This is a genomic window from Pseudomonas sp. A214 (genome assembly GCF_900156295.1).
GTDB classification, from domain to species: Bacteria; Pseudomonadota; Gammaproteobacteria; order Pseudomonadales; family Pseudomonadaceae; genus Aquipseudomonas; species Aquipseudomonas rhizophila.
The window spans coordinates 3,181,777-3,202,452 of the sequence record NZ_LT707062.1 but is presented as its reverse complement, the minus strand read 5'-3'; the positions used below and the strand labels follow the sequence as shown (position 1 = coordinate 3,202,452).

Annotated in this window: 18 protein-coding genes; 5 read left to right on the top strand and 13 right to left on the bottom strand. The window is 59.1% G+C overall.

Annotation, left to right across the window (positions count from 1 at the left end; translation table 11 throughout):
* Positions 1-3: 3 nt before the first annotated feature.
* The 3 genes from BW979_RS14470 to BW979_RS14460 form a co-directional block, all read right to left on the bottom strand.
* Complete coding sequence (locus BW979_RS14470; protein ID WP_047229700.1) at positions 4-453, bottom strand: hypothetical protein; 450 nt, start codon at positions 451-453, stop codon at positions 4-6.
* 9 nt (positions 454-462) lie between these two features.
* Entirely contained in the window at positions 463-675 is a 213-nt protein-coding gene (locus BW979_RS14465; RefSeq protein ID WP_047229701.1) for a hypothetical protein, read from the bottom strand.
* A 65-nt stretch (positions 676-740) separates the two neighbouring features.
* A complete protein-coding gene (locus tag BW979_RS14460; protein ID WP_083714391.1) occupies positions 741-1,349 on the bottom strand; it encodes a type III secretion protein in 609 nt (202 codons plus the stop codon).
* Between the two features lie 166 nt (positions 1,350-1,515).
* Between BW979_RS14460 and BW979_RS14455 the strand changes: the two genes are divergently transcribed.
* Positions 1,516-2,295, top strand: coding sequence for a tetratricopeptide repeat protein (locus BW979_RS14455; protein WP_047229702.1), 780 nt, complete (start codon positions 1,516-1,518; stop codon positions 2,293-2,295).
* Between the two features lie 11 nt (positions 2,296-2,306).
* On the opposite strand, the gene BW979_RS14450 is transcribed toward BW979_RS14455, so the two are convergent.
* The 10 genes from BW979_RS14450 to BW979_RS14410 all read right to left on the bottom strand — a co-directional run bounded on the left by BW979_RS14450 (position 2,307) and on the right by BW979_RS14410 (position 14,785).
* Positions 2,307-2,732, bottom strand: a complete 426-nt coding sequence (locus tag BW979_RS14450; protein ID WP_076384083.1) for a hypothetical protein — start codon at positions 2,730-2,732, stop codon at positions 2,307-2,309.
* 13 nt (positions 2,733-2,745) lie between these two features.
* Positions 2,746-4,080, bottom strand: coding sequence for a type II and III secretion system protein family protein (locus BW979_RS14445; RefSeq protein ID WP_076384082.1), 1,335 nt, complete (start codon positions 4,078-4,080; stop codon positions 2,746-2,748).
* A complete protein-coding gene (gene sctV / locus BW979_RS14440; RefSeq protein WP_107323290.1) occupies positions 4,080-6,218 on the bottom strand; it encodes a type III secretion system export apparatus subunit SctV in 2,139 nt (712 codons plus the stop codon). Before sctV ends, BW979_RS14445 begins: the two co-directional genes overlap by 1 nt.
* Positions 6,215-6,550, bottom strand: coding sequence for a tetratricopeptide repeat protein (locus tag BW979_RS14435; protein ID WP_047229706.1), 336 nt, complete (start codon positions 6,548-6,550; stop codon positions 6,215-6,217). Before BW979_RS14435 ends, sctV begins: the two co-directional genes overlap by 4 nt.
* The gene (locus BW979_RS14430) at positions 6,547-6,909 is read right to left on the bottom strand and encodes a hypothetical protein (protein ID WP_076384081.1); all 363 of its coding nucleotides are present in this window, start codon (positions 6,907-6,909) and stop codon (positions 6,547-6,549) included. The genes BW979_RS14435 and BW979_RS14430 overlap by 4 nt, the downstream gene beginning before the upstream one ends.
* Entirely contained in the window at positions 6,906-7,850 is a 945-nt protein-coding gene (locus tag BW979_RS14425) for a SctD/MshK family protein (RefSeq protein WP_076384080.1), read from the bottom strand. Before BW979_RS14425 ends, BW979_RS14430 begins: the two co-directional genes overlap by 4 nt.
* Before the next feature lie 126 nt (positions 7,851-7,976).
* A complete protein-coding gene (locus tag BW979_RS27620; RefSeq protein WP_163006721.1) occupies positions 7,977-8,138 on the bottom strand; it encodes a hypothetical protein in 162 nt (53 codons plus the stop codon).
* A 592-nt stretch (positions 8,139-8,730) separates the two neighbouring features.
* The gene (locus tag BW979_RS14420; RefSeq protein WP_231990571.1) at positions 8,731-12,486 is read right to left on the bottom strand and encodes a type III effector HrpK domain-containing protein; all 3,756 of its coding nucleotides are present in this window, start codon (positions 12,484-12,486) and stop codon (positions 8,731-8,733) included.
* Positions 12,487-13,292: 806 nt separating this feature from the next.
* A complete protein-coding gene (locus tag BW979_RS14415; RefSeq protein ID WP_047229710.1) occupies positions 13,293-13,487 on the bottom strand; it encodes a hypothetical protein in 195 nt (64 codons plus the stop codon).
* A gap of 47 nt (positions 13,488-13,534) precedes the next feature.
* Positions 13,535-14,785, bottom strand: coding sequence for an MFS transporter (locus BW979_RS14410; RefSeq protein WP_076384079.1), 1,251 nt, complete (start codon positions 14,783-14,785; stop codon positions 13,535-13,537).
* Positions 14,786-14,886: 101 nt separating this feature from the next.
* Between BW979_RS14410 and BW979_RS14405 the strand changes: the two genes are divergently transcribed.
* From BW979_RS14405 to BW979_RS14390, 4 genes are all read left to right on the top strand, one after another.
* Positions 14,887-15,855 carry an AraC family transcriptional regulator gene (locus BW979_RS14405; protein WP_076384078.1) on the top strand — a complete coding sequence of 323 codons (969 nt, stop codon included), beginning with the start codon at positions 14,887-14,889 and terminating at the stop codon, positions 15,853-15,855.
* A gap of 232 nt (positions 15,856-16,087) precedes the next feature.
* Positions 16,088-16,603 (top strand): sigma-70 family RNA polymerase sigma factor, encoded by a 516-nt coding sequence (locus BW979_RS14400; protein WP_047229725.1) that lies wholly within the window; start codon positions 16,088-16,090, stop codon positions 16,601-16,603.
* The gene (locus BW979_RS14395) at positions 16,590-17,570 is read left to right on the top strand and encodes a FecR domain-containing protein (protein ID WP_076384077.1); all 981 of its coding nucleotides are present in this window, start codon (positions 16,590-16,592) and stop codon (positions 17,568-17,570) included. Before BW979_RS14400 ends, BW979_RS14395 begins: the two co-directional genes overlap by 14 nt.
* A gap of 118 nt (positions 17,571-17,688) precedes the next feature.
* Positions 17,689-20,079, top strand: a complete 2,391-nt coding sequence (locus tag BW979_RS14390) for a TonB-dependent siderophore receptor (RefSeq protein WP_076384076.1) — start codon at positions 17,689-17,691, stop codon at positions 20,077-20,079.
* The last annotated feature ends 597 nt before the right edge of the window (positions 20,080-20,676 follow it).

Genomic DNA, 20,676 nt, shown 5'->3' with positions numbered 1-20,676 from the left:
GCTTTATTGACCTTTCAAGAGCGTGTTGGCTGCGCCGGAAATCTGCGTCGCGCCACGAACGACCATCTGAGTTTCAATGGAGTAATCGAACATGCGGCCCAACGATTGGACGATCTGGTCGACCTGCTGATCGCCGACCTTTTTCCCCGACTCGCCCGCCGCCCCCTCAGGAAGTGACGCGAGCGATTGCGTGCCGGGAGGAGCCACAACGTTGCCAGCCGTCGGCCCATTGGTCAGCGCATCGGCACGCTTGGCGAAGTTTTGCGAACGGTCGATGAAACCGTTCAGGCGCTCCATCAAGCCTTCGCCAATCTGGTGCGGACTGGCGCCGGCAGGCATGCCCTTGGCGCTGTTTGTCATGTGTTCGAACAAGTTCTGGGAGGCCTGCAAATCGACCTGCCCTCCTGACGGCGGCAGCGCCGCCGTGGCTGTTGTTCCGAGACTTACAGTCATGGCGTGGGCCTATTCGTCATCATCCGACTGGGCTTCATTCAGGATTTCCTGGGCACGAGGCATGATGATGAACTGGCCACCAATCGTGACGGCCTGAGTGATCAGGGCCTCAGTGAGTTCTTCATCGCTCAGCTCGCTCTTGGCGTTGTCCACCGCTGCATTGAACTGCGCTTCGGAGTGAGCAGTGACAGCGGTATTTTCGCTGATGGGGGTAACTGACATGGTGGTTCTCCTTGACGGGGTTGATGACAGATCGATCGGTTAATGGAGCCTACAGGCGAGTGCTTTCACTCTTGTGTCACTGCACCGCCCCTGAACACACGCACGCCGCGCTCGCGAGTCGTCGTCGCCATCGGCGTCGGCGTCGGCGTAAGCTGCTGGTCGAAGTGTTGCTCAATCATGGCCAGCCAGGCCGGCGGCCCGGAAACGAACAACTCATCGCCATCGGGTCCGGTGCGCACCGACATATGCGTGCCGTAGACATCCCGGCTGGTGACGTAATCCTGCAACTGCTCCAACTGCCGGCCCTGGGCTTTGAAGAGTCGCGTATCGGTTTCGGAGTCGGCGGAGAGGTAAAGCACATTGCCGTCGAAGTACCACGTCAAACCGTTGAAGTCGCACAGCGCCGTCAGGAAGTCGCCGGCGGACTCGGCACGTATCCGGCTGCGCGATTTGCCGCGTACCTTGTCCGACATGACGACGCTCAGGCCCATGTTTTGGCCAAACTCTTGCAGCGCGGCGCGTACGTCCTGCTCGACCAGCACATAGGCATAGGGCCGAACGAACCAGTCCGGCTGCGGGTTGGCATCGTCGACTTGCGTTTGATTGGCGGCCAGCAGGTTAAGCGCGATCACCATCAGCGCCACGCCGATCGCCGCCCGCGACACCTTATGCATGAAATCGCCCTCCGCCGCCGGCCTGAAGACACGCCCCGAACAAAAAACGGGCACTCTTATGGATGATGTCAAGAAGATGACTTAAACGTCGGTCAACCTGTCCGGTCTGAGTGGTCAACACTCCTTGGTTTTGCCCACTGCAAAATTCGCCGAAAGAGCTCTGTTCATGCCAAATCGTTTTGCCTGCACATCGTTGTTGTTTGCCAGCATCACCCTTGCTTCCTGCGCCCACCAACCGGCCTCCGATGGCAGCTACCAGCGCTACATGCAACTGGCCGGCGACCTGCAAAAGCGTGGTGATGCGGGATCTGCCGCAGCGTTGTACGAAAAAGCCACCCAGGAACCGGACGCCCGGATCGACGCTTGGTTGAAACTGGGCGAAGCGCGCCTGGCCAGCGGCGATGCGCGGGCCGCCGAGCGCGCCTACCAGCAAGCGCTGGAACGCCAGTCCGACAATGCCGCGGCATTGCTCGGTGTGGGCACTGCCCAACTGCACCAGGGCAAACTGGATCGAGCGGTGACTTCCCTGACCCAGGCCAGCGCGGGCAACCACCCCGAAGCGTTCAATCGCCAGGGTGTGGCGCAGATGCTGCGGGGTGAGCCAGCAGCGGCCCAGGTGGCATTCAGCCAAAGTCTGGTCCTGGCGCCCACCAACCTGGACACTCAATGCAACCTGGCACTGGCCTACGCTTTGGGCGGCCAGTCGCAACAGGCGCTGCAAACCATCAAGGAGGTTCGCGACTCGCCCCGCGCCCAAGCCAGTCACCAACGCAACGCCCTGCTGGTCATGGTGCTGGCCGGCCGCGAAGAGGACCTCAAGACTCAAAACCTGGAAGACATCACGCCCAAGCAATACGCCCGGTTGCTGACAGAGGCCCGACGCATCAAGGCCATTCGGGACCCTGCGATGCAGGCCCGGGAGCTGGGGTTGGTCGGCAGTCGCTGAGCCAAAAGGTTTCATTGGCCCTCCTGCTTGTCGGCCTTGGCCTGCTGTTCGGCCAGCCGGCGACGCAGCTCCTCACGGTCATAACCTTCGATGTAAACCTGGGCCGCCCGGCCCACCGGCGCGGCCATCGTTGGGCCGGTTGCCCGGCCCTCGATCACATCCGAGCGCTGCTCCACCATCTGCAGCAGCGTCCGGTTATTCGCACAACCGGGCGGCAGCCGGCGCACGTAACGCGCATCATCGGTATAGAAGTTGTCTCCGACCGGCGGCTCTAAGCAAGCCACCGGCACCCACTCAATCCGCCCATCGGCGTGGGTGAACGCCTGGTAGTTCGGTGAATAACTCACCGGTTCAAGCTGGGTGTTGCATGCGGTCAACAGCACGAGCGCGCCGAACGCCACAGCGACCAGAGACAGATGGGACGATTTAGGGTTCATGCTCGCTCCTGGCTCAATTGATGTAGAAACCGAACATGTCACTGCTGCGCGGCCCACCAGACGCATGGGTCGCGCCCTCGGGCTGAGCATCGAGCGGCGTGGCCACGTTGCGGGTGCGAACCGGTTCCACCAGATACGGCGTGATCAGAATCACCAGCTCGGTTTCGTTGCGCTGGAAGCGCTTGGAGCGAAACAGATTGCCCAGGATGGGCATCTCGCCCAGCATCGGCACTTTCTCGATGTCCTGGGTGCTCTCGCGCTGAAACAACCCGGCAATGGCGAAGGTCTGGCCGCTGCCAACCTCGACGCGGGTATCGGCACGCCGCACGCGGAATGAGGGCACCTGGTAGCCGCTCACGTCCACAGTGCTGGAGCCCATCAGACTGCTGACTTCCGGGCGCACTTGCAGGGCGATGCGCCCGTTGGGTAGCAGGGTCGGGTTGAACAGCAGCGAAACACCATAGGGTTTGTATTCGATCCCGACAGTGTCGCGGTTGACCGGAACAGGCACCGCGACCTCGCCTCCGGCCAGGAAGCTGGCTGTCTGGCCGGTCATGGCGGTGATGTTGGGTTCGGCGAGGATTTCCAGAATGCCGTTACTTTGCAATGCTTCAAGCATCGCATCGATGTTGACATTGCCCGAGGTCAGCCCGGCGCTAACCACATTGGAGGCACCAGACGCCGCACTGGAGGCCAGGGCACCGCCCGTCAACAGGCCAAAGGAAAAGGTACCGTTGTTGAAAAGGGCATTCCAATTCACGCCGTAGCGCAGCAACTCCGAGCGCGAGACTTCGGCGAAGCGCACCCGCAGGTTCACCTGGGCCGAGCCCACGTAGGAGGCCGTGTTGAGGGCCGAGCCCAAGCCCTGGCCTTCGGTGTTGAGCAGACTGTTGAGGTCGGTGGCTTCACCGACACTCTGGACCATTCCCTTGGCCACCATGCGATTGCCGGCACCGCTCACCTGGACATTGCTTGCGGGGTGCAGGTCTTTCATGGACCGCGTCACGGCCTGGGTGCCGCTGTTGATCGCCAGGCTCAGGCTGGCCAGTTCCTCACCCTCGGCGCTCAAGGCAATCAGGTTGGTTTGTCCGGGCGCCTTGCCGAACACGTAGATCACGCCAGGCGAAACCACCCGAAGATCGGCGATGCCAGGGTCTGCGACCAGCACCGACTCGACCGGATCCTGGAAATGCAGGATCCGCCCTTCGCCCTGGGCCAGGTCCAGCGTGGCCCGGCTGCCCGGAGCGATGGACTGTGCGCTGGCCTGTTGCGCCAGCAGTACAAATGACGCGGCAGCGATCCAGAAGCCGACATAGACAGGGACGCGAAACAGCGCAAAACACATCATCAAGCAGTCGCCATTGAAGTAAGGGAAGCGCCGTCGGCTGTCCGGCGGCCGGTCGTTTCAGTCAGGCTGATGGAACCGATGGCCTGCAGGTTGTATTCGCCGGCCAGCTCACGGAATGACAGCACCGCCAGCTCCAGCTCGCCCCGCACCACCAGTCGACGCAGGCTGCGACGTAACTCGGGATGCACCAACAGGACGGTGCGATCCCCCTCGGCCAAGTCCTTGCAAACGGCACGCAACTGGATCAGCAATGAACGGCTGGCATGCTCATTGAGCAACTCGCGAGGGTTATCGGCACGGCGCAGGTAAGCACGCAATTGTTCTTCCACCGCGGGGGTCAGCACGAAGGCGGTGATGACCCGGTTGCGGTCGGCGTACTGATGGCTGATCTGCCGCGCCAGACTGGCGCGCAAGTGGTCGGCCAGGCGCGCCGCATCCGGCTCGCGGGCGCCCCACTCGACCATGGCTTCGAGCAAGGCACGCTGGTTGCGAATCGATACACCCTCGGCGACCAACAAACGCAGGGTTTCAGCCAGACGCTGCAAGGGCACGCTGCGCGCGACTTCCTTGACCAACTCGTCATAGCTGGCTTCCATGCGCTCCAGCATCCTGCGGGTTTCCTGAATGCCCAGAAAGGTCGCGGCATTGCGGCGCAGACTGCGCTCGAGGATGGCCCGCAGGACTTCAGCGGCGCTGAGAAAACCGATACCGGCCTCCTCCAGCAGCGGCTGGTGAGTGCGTTCAATCCATTGCGCCGGGCGACTGTGCAACGGCGACGGCGCCTCCAACGCATGAATCTCCAACAGTTGAACGTGCACCAGATCGTCCTTGAGCATCAGGCAATCAACCGGTATCTCGCCCTCGCTGATGGGCACGCCTTCGAGTTCGACCGAAAAGCCGTTGGCGGGCAGGCTGCGGTCGATGTAGATGTCCGGCACCGGCACGTCGATCCCCAGGTCGCCGCGAATCTCATGGCACAAGGCTTCGATGCGCTGGCGCAACGGCAGTTCTGGCGCAGCCTGGGCCAGCGCCAGGCCAATGCTCAGCAGCACGCGGCTGTCCAGTGGCTTAGCCAGGGTTTCGTATTGTTCGAGCGGTTCGTCTTCGAGTGCCGCGACTTCGCTGGCGCCTTCGACCACCTCTTCCCGGGGCGCTTTGTCGCGGCGGTAGATCATGAACGCGGCAACGCCCAGCAAGGCCGACAGCCCGATGAACACGATGGCCGGAAAGCCCGGTAACAACGCCACGCCCAGCAGGATAAACGCGGTCAAACCCAACGCCTGGGGGCTGTATCCCAACTGATGGAAGATCTCGTTGCCCAGGTTGCCTTCGGTCGTGCCACTGTTGACCCGAGTCACCACCATACCGGCCGCGACCGAGATCAACAGCGCCGGGATCTGCGCGATCAGGCCGTCACCGACGGTCAGAAGCGAATAGGTGTGCGCCGCATCGGCAAACGACATATTGCGCTCGACCATGCCGATCATCATGCCACCCAGCAGGTTGACCGCCAGAATAACGAGGCTGGCAATCGCATCGCCCTTGACGAATTTCATAGCGCCATCCATTGCGCCGAACATCTGGCTTTCCCGCTCCAGACGCGAGCGTCGACGGCGGGCTTCATGCTGATCGATATCACCGTTGCGCAAGTCGTTGTCGATGCTCATCTGCTTGCCTGGCATCGCATCCAGAGTGAAGCGCGCCGCGACCTCGGCCACGCGCTCGGCACCTTTGGTGATAACCACAAACTGGGCCACGGTGATGATCAGAAATACCACCAGACCGACCACGACCTGGCCGGCGATGACGAAATCGCCGAACGCCTTGACTATGTGACCGGCGTTGCCATCGAGCAGAATCAGGCGCGTGGTGGTGATCGACAGGGACAGGCGAAACAAGGTGCTTAGCAAAATCAACGGCGGCAACGCCGAGAACTCCACCGAGTGCTTGATGTAAAAGGCGACGATGAGGATCAGGATGCTCAGCGAGATGTTCAGGCCGATTAGCGTATCCACCAACCAGGTGGGCAGTGGAATGATCATCATCACGATGGCCATCAGCATGAAGGCGACAACGATCACGTCACTGCGCTGGGCGGCCATGCGGGCCAATGCGTTGAGGCGGTCGAGGAACATTATTGCGCGGCTCTGCGGGCGGTCAGATAACGTTTGAAGCACTGACGCGCCTCATCTTTGCGGCCACCGCTCCACAGCGCACGACTGCGCAACAGCAACAGGCCGCTGGACTCGCCTTCCAGTTCGAGCAGGCGATCCAGCGCCGACAGGGCACGCTCGGCCTGGCCGCTGTCGGTAAAGGCCATGACCAGATTGCGCAGCAGCGCAGTGTCGGCGGGCGTCATCTGGACGGCGATCAACAGCAGCACCAAGGCACGCTGCGACTGGCCACTACGGCGATAGAGCTCACCCATGCCCTTGAGCAGATCGACGCAGTCCTGCTCCTGGCGATTCATGACTCGATCACCTGGGCACGTTGTTCTTCGAGTAAACGACGCAGGTCGATTTCTTCGCTGATGAGCTCATGGGCCAACGCTTTGATCTCGGGCTCCGCATCGAGGGTGGGGATCACGTTGTCCAAGACGTATTCGAGAATCTCCATCGAGCGGCGACTGCCGAACAACTCTGCGGTCATGCCCTCAACGATGCCCGACTGTTCAATGTCGGCACGCAGCGAACGACGTGCCGACACCGCGCGCTTGCCCAGCACCGCATCGAAGCGTCCATCCTGGCGCGCCTTGGCCGGCTGAAGGCTTTCTACCGCAGCGGTTCTTTCGGCGGTTGCCGGTAAGGGAGCACCAGGATCAATTCTCATAAGGTTAACGTGAACCTTTCTTCACCGCGGGCGAGAACCACCTCATGGTTCTCGATGCGTTCGAGCATCCAGTTATCGGTCAGGGCGGCCCCCGGATACAGGCGTTCACCGTTGTCGTTGATCACGTAAGGGTTATCGCCGAACCACACCGCTTGAAAACGCACGCGAGGCTTGGCGATTTCTTTACGTGCCACCACCTCGGGGAGCAACATTACCTTCTGGCCAAAGCGGCTATCGAAGGCTTGCTGCAGACCCAGCCACTGGCTCTTCTGGGTCGGGCCATAAAAACCATGGGCACTGAGCTGACCATCGATTTCGCCGACCTTGATGTGGCGCAGGCCCAACGTGCCAAGCTGCTGCTCGAGCCAAGCCCTGGCCTGCGCGACGGTGTTCGTCGATTCAGGGTGCACGGTCGGCAGAGCGACCTTGTCGGCGGTGCTCAACGCCAACGGCGAAACCGACTCGTCCCGAAAAGCAAAAGCGCCCACGCACAGGAACATCAGCAGCAACGCGATGAACCACCGTGTCTTGTGCTGGGGGGGCGATGTGATCGCAGCCGCTATCGGCTCCACGCTCGCGGTGCCGTGGCTGAGGGTCAGGCGGGCCTTGCCGATGCGGATATCCACGGGCAAGTGCGCTCGATGCCCCTTGCCTGTGGGAATCAGAATTTCCCGGGCATGGGGACCACGCACGAACACATCGCCGCCCATTGCCTCAACGGCCACCTGGCCGTCGGTGAAACGTAGCGCCACATGACGCTCGACAATGCCTGCGTCGCTGAGCAGCAGATCAGCACTGGCGGCGCTGCCAAGCAGATAGGCGGGCTTCTCCAGGGACAGGCAAACCCCCTGATGTAAACCGTGGGTGATACTCAGCACTGGCAGAGCCTTGTCCGCGGCCGCGACGACTGGAGTCGTGGCGAAAAAAGTCAGGGCTGTCATGGTGTATTACCGGAATAAGGCATGCGGAGAGGCACCCGTGAGGCACAGGTGAAGCTGTCGTTTTCCAGATTTAGCACCGCAACCAACAAACATGCAGGCAGCCGTCGGGCTGCCTGCATGACGGCATCAGTTCTGAGGCCGTTGTTTGGTAGCGTCGAGCTCAGCTTTCTTGGCCGTGGACAGCTCGGTGATCTTGGCCGATTTCTCGATCGCCATGTTGAAGGTGGCTTCCATCTTAGCGATAGCCGAATCAGCGTTGCCGGAACTTACTGGGGGAGTTGTGCTCATGTTGTTTCTCCTAACGTAAGAAATATTTGAGCCGCCAAGCGGCCAACTAATGTTGCCAAGCGAAGAGTAAGGGCCAAACATTACAGTTCAACGTCTAACACGTGTTTTAATCTCAGCCCCCCTCACTATATTGGCCGAATGAAAAACAAGAACTGCATCACACTTGGGGAATATTTTGCTTGGCAGAAGAAAGTTAAATCACGGCGTGCAGAGACTGTCGCAAGCCCTGCATTAATTAGGCTAAACCGCACCACCGCTCAAATCAGTACGCCACCTGACACCTCTGGCGAACAACTACTTACAGGCTTTGCGCAGACGGCATAAACAGCGTTTACACCGACATTCAAAGCTCGAGATAAAATAAAATAAATATCTACGGAACTTTTTCCGAGTAAACACCACGCAACTCAGCATTGATGGCCAGTTGCAATCAACTTCACACAAATTCAGTTACGTTTTACTGCCCGGACAGCACCGGTCTTTTACACGCGCACACTCGCCAGTGCCCTGATTGCCCCGAGCGATGCCTTGAGGCAATCGCCCGGGGGTTATTCCACACGTCATGCCGCATCAGCGGTCGACTGGCCCGGCGTCATGAAGCGATGGTGCTATCTTCGCCCGGCCACTCCTCGTAAGGGATATCCCAGATATCGCCTTGCGGCACACCGTCGATTTCGTACTGGGTCAGGTAATCGCTCAAGGCATCCGAGAATTTTCCCACCCGGGTCTCCTGCTTGCCTTCCTCGATCAAGCCCGGGACGAGCAGTGCCAGCGCGGCCACACCCGCCGCCGCGAAGCCCAGGCCACCGGCTATCATCGAGATACGCGAAGCGGCAATCGCCGAAACGCTCATCGCGCTGGCGCCCACCTCAGCCACCGAAGCCAAGCCCGCCATGATCCCCAGCGAACCGGCCGTGATATTCATGCCACCCGATACCGTATCGCCTTTCCTGAGCGCCTTGACGCCATCGAAGATGCCGTAGGCACCGGCAGTGATAGCGGCAATGCCACCGATCCCCTTAGCCGCGTTTTCCATACCCTTGAGGTTGGCAGTCACGCTTTTGAGCGGATCGTCCAGCTTTTTGCCCAGATCGCCGAGCCGATCACCTGTCAGCTTGCCTTTCACATCCTTGAGGTAATCCTGATAGTTTTTCAGGCCCCCTTCAGCCAGAAGCGTGGCGGCCTGCACTGAGCCGGTGGCGATGTCGACGATCTGCCGCTCGGTCAGCTTACCGGCGTTGTTGGCGCCTTTGGCGATGGTAACGCCGGCCATGAACAGCCCACTCACACCGTGTAGGACGCCTTTGTTGGCAGCGTCCTTGATCGAGGAGTCTTTGCTGAATACATCCAACGCATCCAGGGTCTTGGTGCCTTGGCGAAGCAGGTCCCAGTCGCCCCTGAAGTTAGCAAGGATCTGGTCTGGCGTGGCGACGGTGCCGTCGGCATTGACCAGCATCTGCGGGTTTTCCTTACTGATCTGCTCAATGATTTTCTTGACCTTCTCCTCGTCCAGCTCACTTCCGCCATTGACGCCGAAGGCCGCCTTCATGTCGTCGAAGGACGCATCCTTGAAGGCATTGTCCTTGGCGATCCTGGTGAAGTTATCGTTGAGCTGTGTGTCGAACTTGCCGGTGAACTCGGGGTCCAGCGCCGAGTTGTAAAGCGCGACTTCAAGGCTGAAGGCACTCATGGCTTCGTCAGGGGTATGCTCCTTGAGCAACTCATTCAGGCGATCGCCTGAAGCCAGCGACTTCTCGTAAAAGCTTTCCAACTCCGCATTCGCCTTGGAGCCTTTGACGGCGGCCTGGATCTCACCGGCATTATTGATGCCCAGCGCGCCCTGGAGGGTCTGCGCCGTACCGAAGAACTCGGCAAGAATTTCCGTGTGAGTCGTCTTGCCATCCTTGGACTTGGTCTCCCACAGGGTATCGAGTGACTTGCCGGACTTGATTTCGTCATCGTAGGTTTTTTGCAGGGACTCCTTGAGCCCCTTGTTATCGTCCACCAGCTTGGTCAGCTCACTGGAGCCGTGCTCGCTCATGTATTGACTGACCGCAGGGTCACTTTCCAAGATACCAATGTGCTTGTTGACATCGTCCAGCAGCTTCTGGGCATCGGGATGGCTGCGCACCTTATTGGCAATAGTGACCTGCGACTTGTCATCCCTCCACATCCCGGCGGCGCTGCCCTGGATGATCAACTGCTGGGCGGCCTTGAGATCCTGAAGAACAGCGGCTTTTTCCTCTGCCGAGTATTTCTCCGGGTGATCGAACACGTCCTTGTTCAAGCCTGCGGTATCGACCCTGGCCAAGGCATTGTTGCCAGCGATACCAGAAAGCAGTGCGGTCACGGAGGTCGCATCCTTGGGCACGTTGGCACTCTTGAGCCAACCCTGGACATCACCCCTGCTCAGTTCACCATCAGGATTCTTGTCCAGTGGGTTCTTGGCGTTATCGATGACCTTGAACGCACCTGGCTGAGACCAGAAATCCAGTGCCTGCTTGGTCTCCTCGCTCAGCTGTGAATTCTGGTTCCTGTACTCCTTGATGTCGTCGGCAGTCAGGTACTTGCCCGCACCGGTCTTGCCCTTGATCGCCTCAAAGTTTTCATCGAGGATCGCTGCGTACTTGGCGATCTGCTGCGACGCCGGATCGGCATCTTTGTTGGTCTTGAGGTAATCCTTGTAGCTGGCGATATCATCGGTCTTCTTGAGTTCCGGCAGAGTCGAAAAGCCTCCCTTGCCGAAGTCCTGCAGCCGCCCCGCCTCGGTGCCGTGCTTGGCTTCGCCACTTTTGGTGAAACCGTCCACGCTGCTGTTGAACACATCACCACCGGACTGGGCATTGCCCTTGTCATCGAACATCGTAATGCGATCCAAGACCTGCGCAGCCCGGTAGGCGGCGTCGGCGTCGTTCTCGTAATCGCCGACCTGGTCCTTGAGCATGTCCTTGACGCCACTCTGGTTGCCCAGGTTCTTGAGCAGCGGGTTGTCTTCAATGATGTCTTGGGCCGAGCGCTTATCCTCTTCCGGACGCTTCCAGACGATGCCAACCTTTTCCGCCTGCTCGCGGGCTTCCTTGTTGTCGCCCGCCGACGACGAATCCTTAATTTCACCCTTGAGGGCAGAAAACCCCATCTTGCCGAAGTCCTGCAGGCGACCGGCTTCGGTGTCATGCTTCGCTTCACCGCTCTTGGTGAAACCATCGACACGACCGTTGCCTACGTCCTTGCCAGCAATCTTGCCTCCTTCGCCATTGAGGGTCTCGATGTGCTCGAGCACCTGGGTCGCCCGATAAGCGGCGTCCGGATCATTTTCGAAATCGCCGACCTGCTCCTTGAGCATGTCCTTGACGCCACTCTGGTTGCCCAGGTTCTTGAGCAGCGGGTTGTCTTCAATGATGTCTTGGGCCGAGCGCTTATCCTCTTCCGGACGCTTCCAGACGATGCCAACCTTTTCCGCCTGCTCGCGGGCTTCCTTGTTGTCGCCCGCCGACGACGAATCCTTGATTTCACCCTTGAGGGCAGAAAACCCCATCTTGCCGAAGTCCTGCAGGCGACCGGCTTCGGTGTCATGCTTCGCTTCACCGCTCTTGGTGAAACCATCGACACGACCGTTGCCTACGTCCTTGCCAGCAATCTTGCCTCCTTCGCCATTGAGGGTCTCGATGTGCTCAAGCACCTGGGTCGCCCGATAAGCGGCGTCCGGATCATTTTCGAAATCGCCGACCTGCTCCTTGAGCATGTCCCTGACACTGCTCTGATTGCCGAGGTTCTTGAGCAAGGCATTGCCATCGATGATGTCCTGCGCGGAGCGATCATCGCCTTCAGGGCGCTCCCACTTGATGCCCAAGGCCTCGGCTTGTTCGCGTACCTTGGGATCATCGCCGGGCTTGGACAGATCCTTGAGCTCGCCTTTGAGGTGCGAGAACCCTTGCCGGCCAAAGTCCTGCAGGCGACCCGCCTCAGTGCCATGCTTGGCGTCGCCGCCCTTTGTGAAGCCGTCGACCCGGCCGTTATCGATGTCCTTGCTGGCGATCCGTTCACCACCTTCATCATATTTTTCCACGTGCTCCAGCACCTGCTTGGCACGGTAGGCCGCATCGGGGTCAGTCTCAAAATCGCCGACACGGTCCTTGAGGTTATCCTTCACATCGCTCTGGTTACCCAGGTTCTTGAGCACCGGCGTGTCGTTAATGATGTCCTGGGCCGAGCGGTCGTCGCCTTTTGGCCGCTCCCATTCAATGCCCGCGTCCTTGGCCTGCTTGATCGCCTGGTCCCAGGCTTCGGCAAGTTTAGGGTCTTGCGGCTTAGAAGTTATGCCTACAAAACTGACATCTTGAACGGACATGAAAGACTCCTTTTTCTAGGGTATGGACAAGCGCAGAGGCTGAACAACTGCAGCAGATCAGCCAGCAAAAATACGCCTGCTTAGAGGTGCCATTAGTTTGGTATTAACTGGATGATTAGCTCTGCATACGCCAGCATCATCAAAGGAGTATCACGGGAGAGTGTTACAGCATGAAAAAACGCTCACATTAAGTTTACATGACGCTTTCACTGCACTTTTAAATTGATATCAATATGCCGCCTCGGCACACCACTATCTTATAATTATTGGCTCCCCCCTACTTAAGATCAGTTATTCAGCGTTCGCATTGAACTTATAAGCCCCTGCCCTCGCACTCATCCAGATGCAATGCCGCCAATATCCTGCGTGTATCTTGCAATGTAATACTTGCCTGAAGACCAGACTTCGTTACGTATAACCTTGACTTAGCACTGACATAAACCGCCATTGATGGTGTTCCAATAGAGCGTGCGCCCCCATCCTTTGCAGGGCTGTTGGTCAGGGCAGGATGCGCTCGAAAGGGAGGCGGACGGTAGGCAGGGGATCAGCCAGCAGGGGCCAGGCTGACCGATAGCATTTAATCAGTTCTGCGGACGCTGCTTAGACGAATCCAACTCGGTCTTGGCAACGGTGGTCAGCTCAGTGATTTGAGCCGACTTCACTTCGCTGCTGGACGCGTTCACGCCGTACTACGCCGCCTAACCAAGTGCCAAGCATGCTTGGTGATGCACGGAGAAATCCTAGAGCATCGCAGCTTGACGTTATTCCAAAGCATCAACCGCCTATCATGGACATCGGCGAACCTTCTACGTATTGCGCAAGAAACGATCGAGCACGTTTTTTGTGATCATCACGGTGTAAATGTCTGCCTGCATAAGCCCATGTACCCATTCGCACGTGGCGGTTGCGTACAGCGTCCAGTCGAACCACTCGAGCGCATTGCCTATACCTGCCGCGCGCAAGGATTTCAGGCGTCCTTGGTGAGACGTCGTATTGTTCATGTCTATCTCCGGGTTACGGATGGAATCGGGGCGGCTGGGGAGCCGGATCAAAGGTGCAGCGCTTGCCCGGCCTGGGCACTGCCATGGGCAGAAGGGACCCGGACACGCAACGCAATCAGCAACGCGGCCAGCAGCATCAGCACGGCCGCCGCTACGAATACGCCTGCGCTGCCACCGAGGCTGAACATCGCACCGCCAGCGGCTGCGCCCGTTGCGATGGCCGACTGCACAGAAGCCACCACCATGCCCCCGGCGCTTTCCGCTTGATCAGGTATTGTGCTGGCCACCCAGTTCGACCACGCCACCGGCACACCGCCAAAGGCCAAGCCCCAGATCGCCAGCAGCACCGCCTGCCCCGGCACCGAGGCCGGCAACAGCACCAACGCCAGTGCTGCAACGCCCACCAGTGCGGGCATCAACACCAGAGTGGCCAGCGGGTGACGCTCAAGCAGCCACCCGGCCAACAGCGTGCCGCCGAAGTTCGCCACACCGAAACCCAGCAGCATCAGCGACAGCCCTTGCGGACCAATGCCGGTAGTCCCCTCAAGGAATGGCCGAACATAGGTGAACATCGCGAAGTGACCGCTGTGCACCAGCACACAACCGAACATCCCCATGGCGATGCCCGGGCGCTGCAACACCTCAAGTACGGTGCGCAGGCGTGCCGGCGTGCGCGGCGCAAGGCGCGGCAGCGTTAACGACTGGAAAGCCAGGGTCACCAGACCTACCGCCGCCGCTGCAAAGAACGCGCTGCGCCAGCCATATAGGCCGCCTAAGTAGCTGCCCAGCGGGACCGCAACCACCGTCCCGACGGCAATGCCGCTGAAAATGATCGAGAGCGCTCGGGGCAACAAAGCCCCCGGAACCAAGCGCATCGCCACCGCTGCCGCCATGCTCCAGAACCCGCCAAGGGCAATGCCCAGCAAGATACGCATTACCAATAGCACCGCGAAACTGGAGGAAACGGCGACCAAAAGATTGGATGCGATCATCAACGTGGAAAAACCCAGCAGCACCCAGCGGCGGTCGATACCGCGGGTCAGGCCTGGCACCAACAAGCCAGCGAACAGTGCCACCACCGCTGTCACCGTTACCGCCTGGCCAGCCAGCGCTTCGGACACCCCCAGATCGGTAGCCATCGGCGTCAGCAGGCTGGCCGGCAGGTACTCAGCGGTGAGCAATCCAAACACGCCCATTGCCAACGAGAAGACTGCCATCCACGCAGGGGCCGCAGGTTCCATATCCAGCGCGGCGCCGGGACGGTTGTGGGATATGGCATTACAAACACAGTCATTCATTGCACGGATCTCCCAATCTTCATTGCGACCCGCAGTCTAGGCGCGAGAAGCTGGATGATCTATGATCGAGAACCTCGTTTTTTTGACTAAAACACCGAACAATGCCTACCGATCAGTTTGCCCTCTCCTCGGATCTCATCAACGAACTGTTGCGCGGCATGCGCCTGCGTGGCGTCGAGTACCGGCGCATCCAAGCCGGTCCAGCCTTTGGCCTGAGCTTCGCCGACAAACCTGGGCATGCCTGGTTTCACTTCCTGGCGATCGGCAATGCGGTGCTGCGGATGGAGGACGGGACAACGTACGCGCTGTCTGCCGGCAACGCCGTATTCATCTCCCATGGCGCAGCCCATCAACTGCTTTCCCATACGGACGTGCCTGTTCAGGACATCGACCGTTTAGACGGCGCCCCCCTCGGTGATACGGTCAGCGCGGTGGATACCGGAACCGATGCCAGCGCCACGCCGACCACCATTTTGTTCAGTGGCTGCATGGAGTTTGAACTGGGCAGTATTCATGGCCTTGGCAGGCTGATGCCGGGCCTGATGCTGATTGATGCCGGCGGCCAGCGTTACCCCGGTCTCGTGCCTATCCTGACCACCATGGAACGCGAGGTCAGCGCCGCCCGTGTCGGCTTCGCCGGAATCCTCGCGCGTTTGGCCGATGTGGTGGCCGCCATGGTCGTTCGCGGTTGGGTGGAGTGCGCCTGCGGTAATGCCTCTGGCCTGGTCGCTGCATTACGCGACCCACGCTTGGCAAGCGCGCTTCTCGCGCTCCATCAACAACCGGGACGCGACTGGACCGTTGCGCAGTTGGCGGAGCAATGCAATACCTCTCGCTCGGTCTTCGCAGACCGTTTCCAGGCGACTATTGGCATGGCCCCACTGCGCTACGTGACTGAGTTGCGGATGCGGCTTGCGAGCCAGTGGTTGACGCTCGAAAGGCTGCCGATTGAAGAGGTGGCGCAGCGCTTGGGCTATACCTCTCAGGCCGCGTTCAGTCGCGCATTCAAGCGCATTACGGGCAAGACGCCTGGGTTAAGTCGTCAGTCGAGGCGGTCTGCTGTTTCCTGAAGCCGAGCGGGAGTCGTGGAGGAGCCGGCGGAATAAAAGCACTTTGAAATTCAAAAGTGCTCGGTGGCTAGCGTTCAAATCTTCCAAACGCTGGATGCATTCTTTCACTCGCAGCCTCTACAGAATGATCGCCTTCACCCAAAAGCGGACACAGAGCACCACGTATTTGCCTAAGGCCTATCGCGTGAGTAGAATGCGATTAATTATCAATCATGTATTTGCCGGGATTCCGATGCGTAGCGATGAAACACTAGGTACTGCAGATCTAGGGCTGCTCTATCGAACCCACCACTCGTGGTTACACGGCTGGCTAATCCGACGCATAGGATGTCGCGACAACGCTGCAGATTTGGCGCAGGACACTTTCGTACGCCTGCTCAAATCCCGTCAGTCCAGCCCCTTGCGCGAACCACGCGCCTATTTGAGCAGTATCGCCCGCGGACTGATGATTGATCAGTATCGTCGTCGCGAACTCGAACGTGCGTACTTGGAAAGCATCACGTTGCTGCCTCAACATGAGGTTCCCTCGGAAGAAAGCCGGCTGATGATTCTTGATGCGCTCGAGCGCATAGACCGCATGCTCGGTATGCTTAAACCAAGAGTTCGCCAGGCATTTTTATTTGCCCGACTCGACGGTCTAACCTGCGCGCAAATAGCCGAAAAACTGGGTGTTTCCCGCGCGACGGTGGAACGCGACCTAGCCACGGCCCTGCAACACTGCTATCGCTTGCGTTATGTCGAGGCGTGAGCCGCAGGCGCTCAATCCGGCCATTGTTGAGCAGGCAATCCAATGGCTGGTGCGCCTTCGCTTCAATCAAGCCGATGAACAGACACAGCGCACTTTTGAGCACTGGCTGCAGCAGCACCCGGAGCATGTGGTGGCGTGGCAGCGTGTGGAAACGCTTGGGGATGAATTCGCAGGCGTGCCAACTCAATTGGCCCGACAAACCCTGAATGGCACCAATCATGGAATGCGGCGGCGGGAAAGCCTGAAGCTACTGGGCATATTGGCGACTGTTAGCGCTGCAGCCTGGCTCGGCCGGGACTATACACCCGTACCCGCCATGCTTGCGCAGCAGCGCAGCAGTACCGGCGAGCAACGACGCTTCCAACTCGATGATGGCAGCCTTATCCAGCTCAACAGCGATAGCGCCGTCGACAGCGATTTCGACGCCCAGCGACGCCTGATAATCCTGCGACGTGGGGAAATCATCGTGAATGTCGGCGCGGATCAACACTCGCCTCGAGCACGACCGTTCTGGGTGCAATCACGTGACGGGCTCATCCGCGCTCAGAGTTCACGCTTTCTGGCACGCGAGCTGGACGATGGCACTCTGGTCGCGGCTCAGGAAGGATCAGTCACGGTTTTCCCCGGCTCCGATCAAACTCCTGCGAGCCGCAGCGTCCAGGCAGGAAATCACCTGCTGTTCACATCAAGTGGCGCCCGAATGTTCAGGGACAACGGCCTTGATCTATGGAGCTGGGGTGACGGGGTAATCAGTGCGCGCAATATGCGCCTCAATGATTTCATCGCGGAGTTGTCGCGTTATCGCCCCGGGGTACTGCGCTGCGCCGAAGGGGTCGCTGATCGTCCCGTTTCCGGCACCTTCCAGCTCGCCGACAACGATCAGGTCCTGGCATTGATCGCGCAGTCACTGCACTTGCACATTGATTATCGGACCCGTTATTGGGTGACCGTGACCGCTGCCACCTGAGCCCATCAGAACTTTGTGCTACCTGAAAAATAATGAGGTAGCTTCTCATTCTCGTTCGACCTCTAAGGAAGGCCGGAATACAGGCCAGTCTGCCGATGTCCTTTCTTGGAGCGAGAAAATGAGTTCGTCCCCTGTTTCACAGCGCCATCCATTAAATCGTGCCTTGCACGGTGCGATTTTGGGTTTGATCGTAAGCAGCTACGCATTGCCATCGCTGGCGCAAACGTCGAGCGCTGACCACAGCAATCAAGTGAAACAGTGGAACATCGCTGCCGGCCCACTGGCACCGGCGCTTGACCGCTTTGCGCGCGAGGCTGGCATCAGTCTTTCCTTCGATGCGTCGAGTGTAGTGAATCGCACCACTGCTGGCGTGAATGGCACGCTCGATACGTCGGCAGCGCTGTCATCGTTGCTGCAGGGGAGCGAATTGCAAATCGAACGGCAAGGTCCGAATGCCTACCTACTGTTCCCTCAACCAAAGCCCGCCGGCCCGCTGGAGCTCGACGCAACAGACGTCGAGGACTACCGCCTTGCCCCCCTCATCATCAATGCCAAGGTCAGGGTCAGTGCCGACGACGACGCCAACTCGGTGGTCGCCAAGGAGCTCTGGGTTGGCGGCAAGGTGGCAACCAGCATTCTCAATACACCGGCCTCGGTGTCGGTTGTTACCAACAAGGAAATGGAGCAACGCAGCGTCAGTACCACGGAAGAGGCGCTGCAATACACGCCGGGCGTGGTCAGTGACTTCTATGGTACGGATGACCGCAACGACTATTTCCAGATCCGGGGCTTCCAGGCTACTACCTACCGTGACGGCTTGACCCTGAGTTCGATGCGCGGCGTACGCGAAGATCCATTCGCCTATGAACGCATAGAGATTCTGCGTGGCGCCAACTCCACGCTGTTTGGCCCAGCGGACCCGGGCGGTTCGGTGAATTTCGTGACCAAACAGCCGCGCTTCGAGCAGTTTGGCCAAGGCTATGTGACCTACGGTTCGTTTGACCATGTAGAGACAGGCATCGATGTGGGGGATGCGCTGAACGACGAGAAAACCTTGGCTGGCCGCTTTACTGCCAAAGGCCAAAACAGCGACCGCGAGTACGATCACTCACAGGACGACAACCGGTTGGTGATGGGTGGCCTCACCTGGGCGCCCACGGATTACACGTCAGCCACCATGATTCTGGACTATCTGAAAACTGAAAGTTCGCCCAACAGTGGCGGCTATCCGCTGGACAAGGAATACGACCGCAGCAAGTTTTATGGTGAACCCAGCTACAACTTTCACGATGTCGAGCGCACCAGCCTCAGCGGTAACGTCACCCATGACTTCGACAACGGCTTCGTACTGCGCAGCAACCTGCGTTACAGCAAATTGACCGATGATTTTGGCTACGTTTACATCAGCGACAGCGCCGCACGTGTCGGTACTAGCGTTGACCGGTATCTGTTTGGAACGGACAGTGAGGCCGACCAGTTCAACGGCAATCTGATGCTGCAATACGATGCCCGCTTCGAGAACATCGACAGCAGTAGCCTGGTGGGCGTGGAGTACCTCGATTCGACCACCAAGGAAAGCTCGGTCTACGCCCTGACGACCCCGATTGACATTGCAAATCCCGTGTTTACTGGCGTTCCACGCTCAATCACACCGTATGCCGTCAACAAGCGAGACGCGACCACCAAGGCCGTGTTCCTTCAGCAGAACCTATCGTTCTACGAGCGTTTCATCGTCACCGCGGGTATGCGCAACGACTCGATGGACCTTACCAGCAAAGGCTTGCAATCCACTGAGAAAGACAACTTCTCCGAAACCTCCTACCGAGGTGCGTTGACCTATATCGTCAACGATGAGGTGTCCACCTATGTGAGCATGGTGGAATCCGTCTCGCCGCCTCAGGTTGGCGTAACACCGCAGACGGGCAGGCAGTACGAAGTGGGCGTGAAGTATGCGCCGATGGGAATGGACGCACTGTTCTCCGCAGCCGTTTATGACTTGACCCAGGAAAACGTCACCATCGCCGTAGTGCTGCCGAGCGGCATCATTGAGCAACAGACGGTGGGCGAATCGCGGGCGCGTGGCCTCGACCTGGAGGCCAAGGCGCAGGTGACGCGGAACCTCAGCCTGATTGGTGGCTACTCCTATATGGAGTCCGAGGTACTGCGCGGTTCGTTGTACGACGGCAGCTCCTTGAAGGGTAATGAGTTCACCACGGCACCCAAGCATTCCGCTTCGCTCTGGAGTTATTACGACGTGCCTGGCACTGATGTCAGCGTTGGCTTGGGTGCGCGCTACGTCGGCTCTTATTACTTCGATGCAGCCAACTCCGGCAAAAGCGATGGCACCACGCTGTTCGACGCCGCCTTCAACTACGAGATCGCCAAGGGCACCGACCTTGCGGTGAACGTCAGCAACCTGCTGGATGAGCAGCACGTGGTCGGTTCCGGCACAGCGAACTTCTACAACCCGGGTCGCGAGATTACCGCCAAAGTGAGTTACAGCTGGTAAGCAGGCGTTTAAGCCTTTTCCCCATGTAGGAAGCGGTGCCCGCTATACGGCGGGCACCGTCAACTTGGCCATCATTGTGCGAGATGAAAAACAAGGGCGTTCGACTTTCGGTCGCGGTAGGGACGGCAGTTACCTGCCGCCCCCCGCACAGATCCGTACGTGCGGAACTACCGCATACGGCTCCTGCCTCGGGAGTGTGACGCGAAGCGATTCTCAGGGTAAGGATGTGCATTTCTGGGTCTAGGTATGTAGAGGTCAGCAAGGCGTCCGTAGCGTGACCATTGAAGCCGATTACGCTGGCTGCGACGTTTGAGGGCTTGCCGCCATAGACGGCATAGGCATCATCCGCCCATTCAAATGAACTTGATTCTGAAACTGCAACCGACCTAAGCCGCACACCGTGATCAATACCAAGCACCACCCCGGCGCACTACGCACGAATCGATGCACAATCTGCATAAGCGGCGGAAATTGGTTCAATCATCCACGAACCAATCCTCTTTAATCCCCTGAACCAACCCGACGAACCCTTGCTTATCGGCCCCCGCCGCCGCCGCCCCTGAGTAATAGCTAAGCACATAGCGCTAATCCCGAGGC

What these genes read in the sequence shown, in the direction of transcription:
- BW979_RS14430 (WP_076384081.1), bottom strand. Translation starts at nt 6,909, where the DNA reads ATGAGAATTGATCCTGGTGCTCCCTTACCGGCAACCGCCGAAAGAACC.
- BW979_RS14470 (WP_047229700.1), bottom strand. Translation starts at nt 453, where the DNA reads ATGACTGTAAGTCTCGGAACAACAGCCACGGCGGCGCTGCCGCCGTCA.
- BW979_RS14435 (WP_047229706.1), bottom strand. Translation starts at nt 6,550, where the DNA reads ATGAATCGCCAGGAGCAGGACTGCGTCGATCTGCTCAAGGGCATGGGT.
- BW979_RS14410 (WP_076384079.1), bottom strand. Translation starts at nt 14,785, where the DNA reads ATGAATGACTGTGTTTGTAATGCCATATCCCACAACCGTCCCGGCGCC.
- BW979_RS14425 (WP_076384080.1), bottom strand. Translation starts at nt 7,850, where the DNA reads ATGACAGCCCTGACTTTTTTCGCCACGACTCCAGTCGTCGCGGCCGCG.
- BW979_RS27620 (WP_163006721.1), bottom strand. Translation starts at nt 8,138, where the DNA reads ATGAGCACAACTCCCCCAGTAAGTTCCGGCAACGCTGATTCGGCTATC.
- BW979_RS14390 (WP_076384076.1), top strand. Translation starts at nt 17,689, where the DNA reads ATGAGTTCGTCCCCTGTTTCACAGCGCCATCCATTAAATCGTGCCTTG.
- BW979_RS14420 (WP_231990571.1), bottom strand. Translation starts at nt 12,486, where the DNA reads ATGTCCGTTCAAGATGTCAGTTTTGTAGGCATAACTTCTAAGCCGCAA.
- BW979_RS14415 (WP_047229710.1), bottom strand. Translation starts at nt 13,487, where the DNA reads ATGAACAATACGACGTCTCACCAAGGACGCCTGAAATCCTTGCGCGCG.
- BW979_RS14455 (WP_047229702.1), top strand. Translation starts at nt 1,516, where the DNA reads ATGCCAAATCGTTTTGCCTGCACATCGTTGTTGTTTGCCAGCATCACC.
- BW979_RS14450 (WP_076384083.1), bottom strand. Translation starts at nt 2,732, where the DNA reads ATGAACCCTAAATCGTCCCATCTGTCTCTGGTCGCTGTGGCGTTCGGC.
- BW979_RS14460 (WP_083714391.1), bottom strand. Translation starts at nt 1,349, where the DNA reads ATGCATAAGGTGTCGCGGGCGGCGATCGGCGTGGCGCTGATGGTGATC.
- BW979_RS14395 (WP_076384077.1), top strand. Translation starts at nt 16,590, where the DNA reads ATGTCGAGGCGTGAGCCGCAGGCGCTCAATCCGGCCATTGTTGAGCAG.
- BW979_RS14465 (WP_047229701.1), bottom strand. Translation starts at nt 675, where the DNA reads ATGTCAGTTACCCCCATCAGCGAAAATACCGCTGTCACTGCTCACTCC.
- BW979_RS14405 (WP_076384078.1), top strand. Translation starts at nt 14,887, where the DNA reads ATGCCTACCGATCAGTTTGCCCTCTCCTCGGATCTCATCAACGAACTG.
- BW979_RS14445 (WP_076384082.1), bottom strand. Translation starts at nt 4,080, where the DNA reads ATGATGTGTTTTGCGCTGTTTCGCGTCCCTGTCTATGTCGGCTTCTGG.
- BW979_RS14400 (WP_047229725.1), top strand. Translation starts at nt 16,088, where the DNA reads ATGCGTAGCGATGAAACACTAGGTACTGCAGATCTAGGGCTGCTCTAT.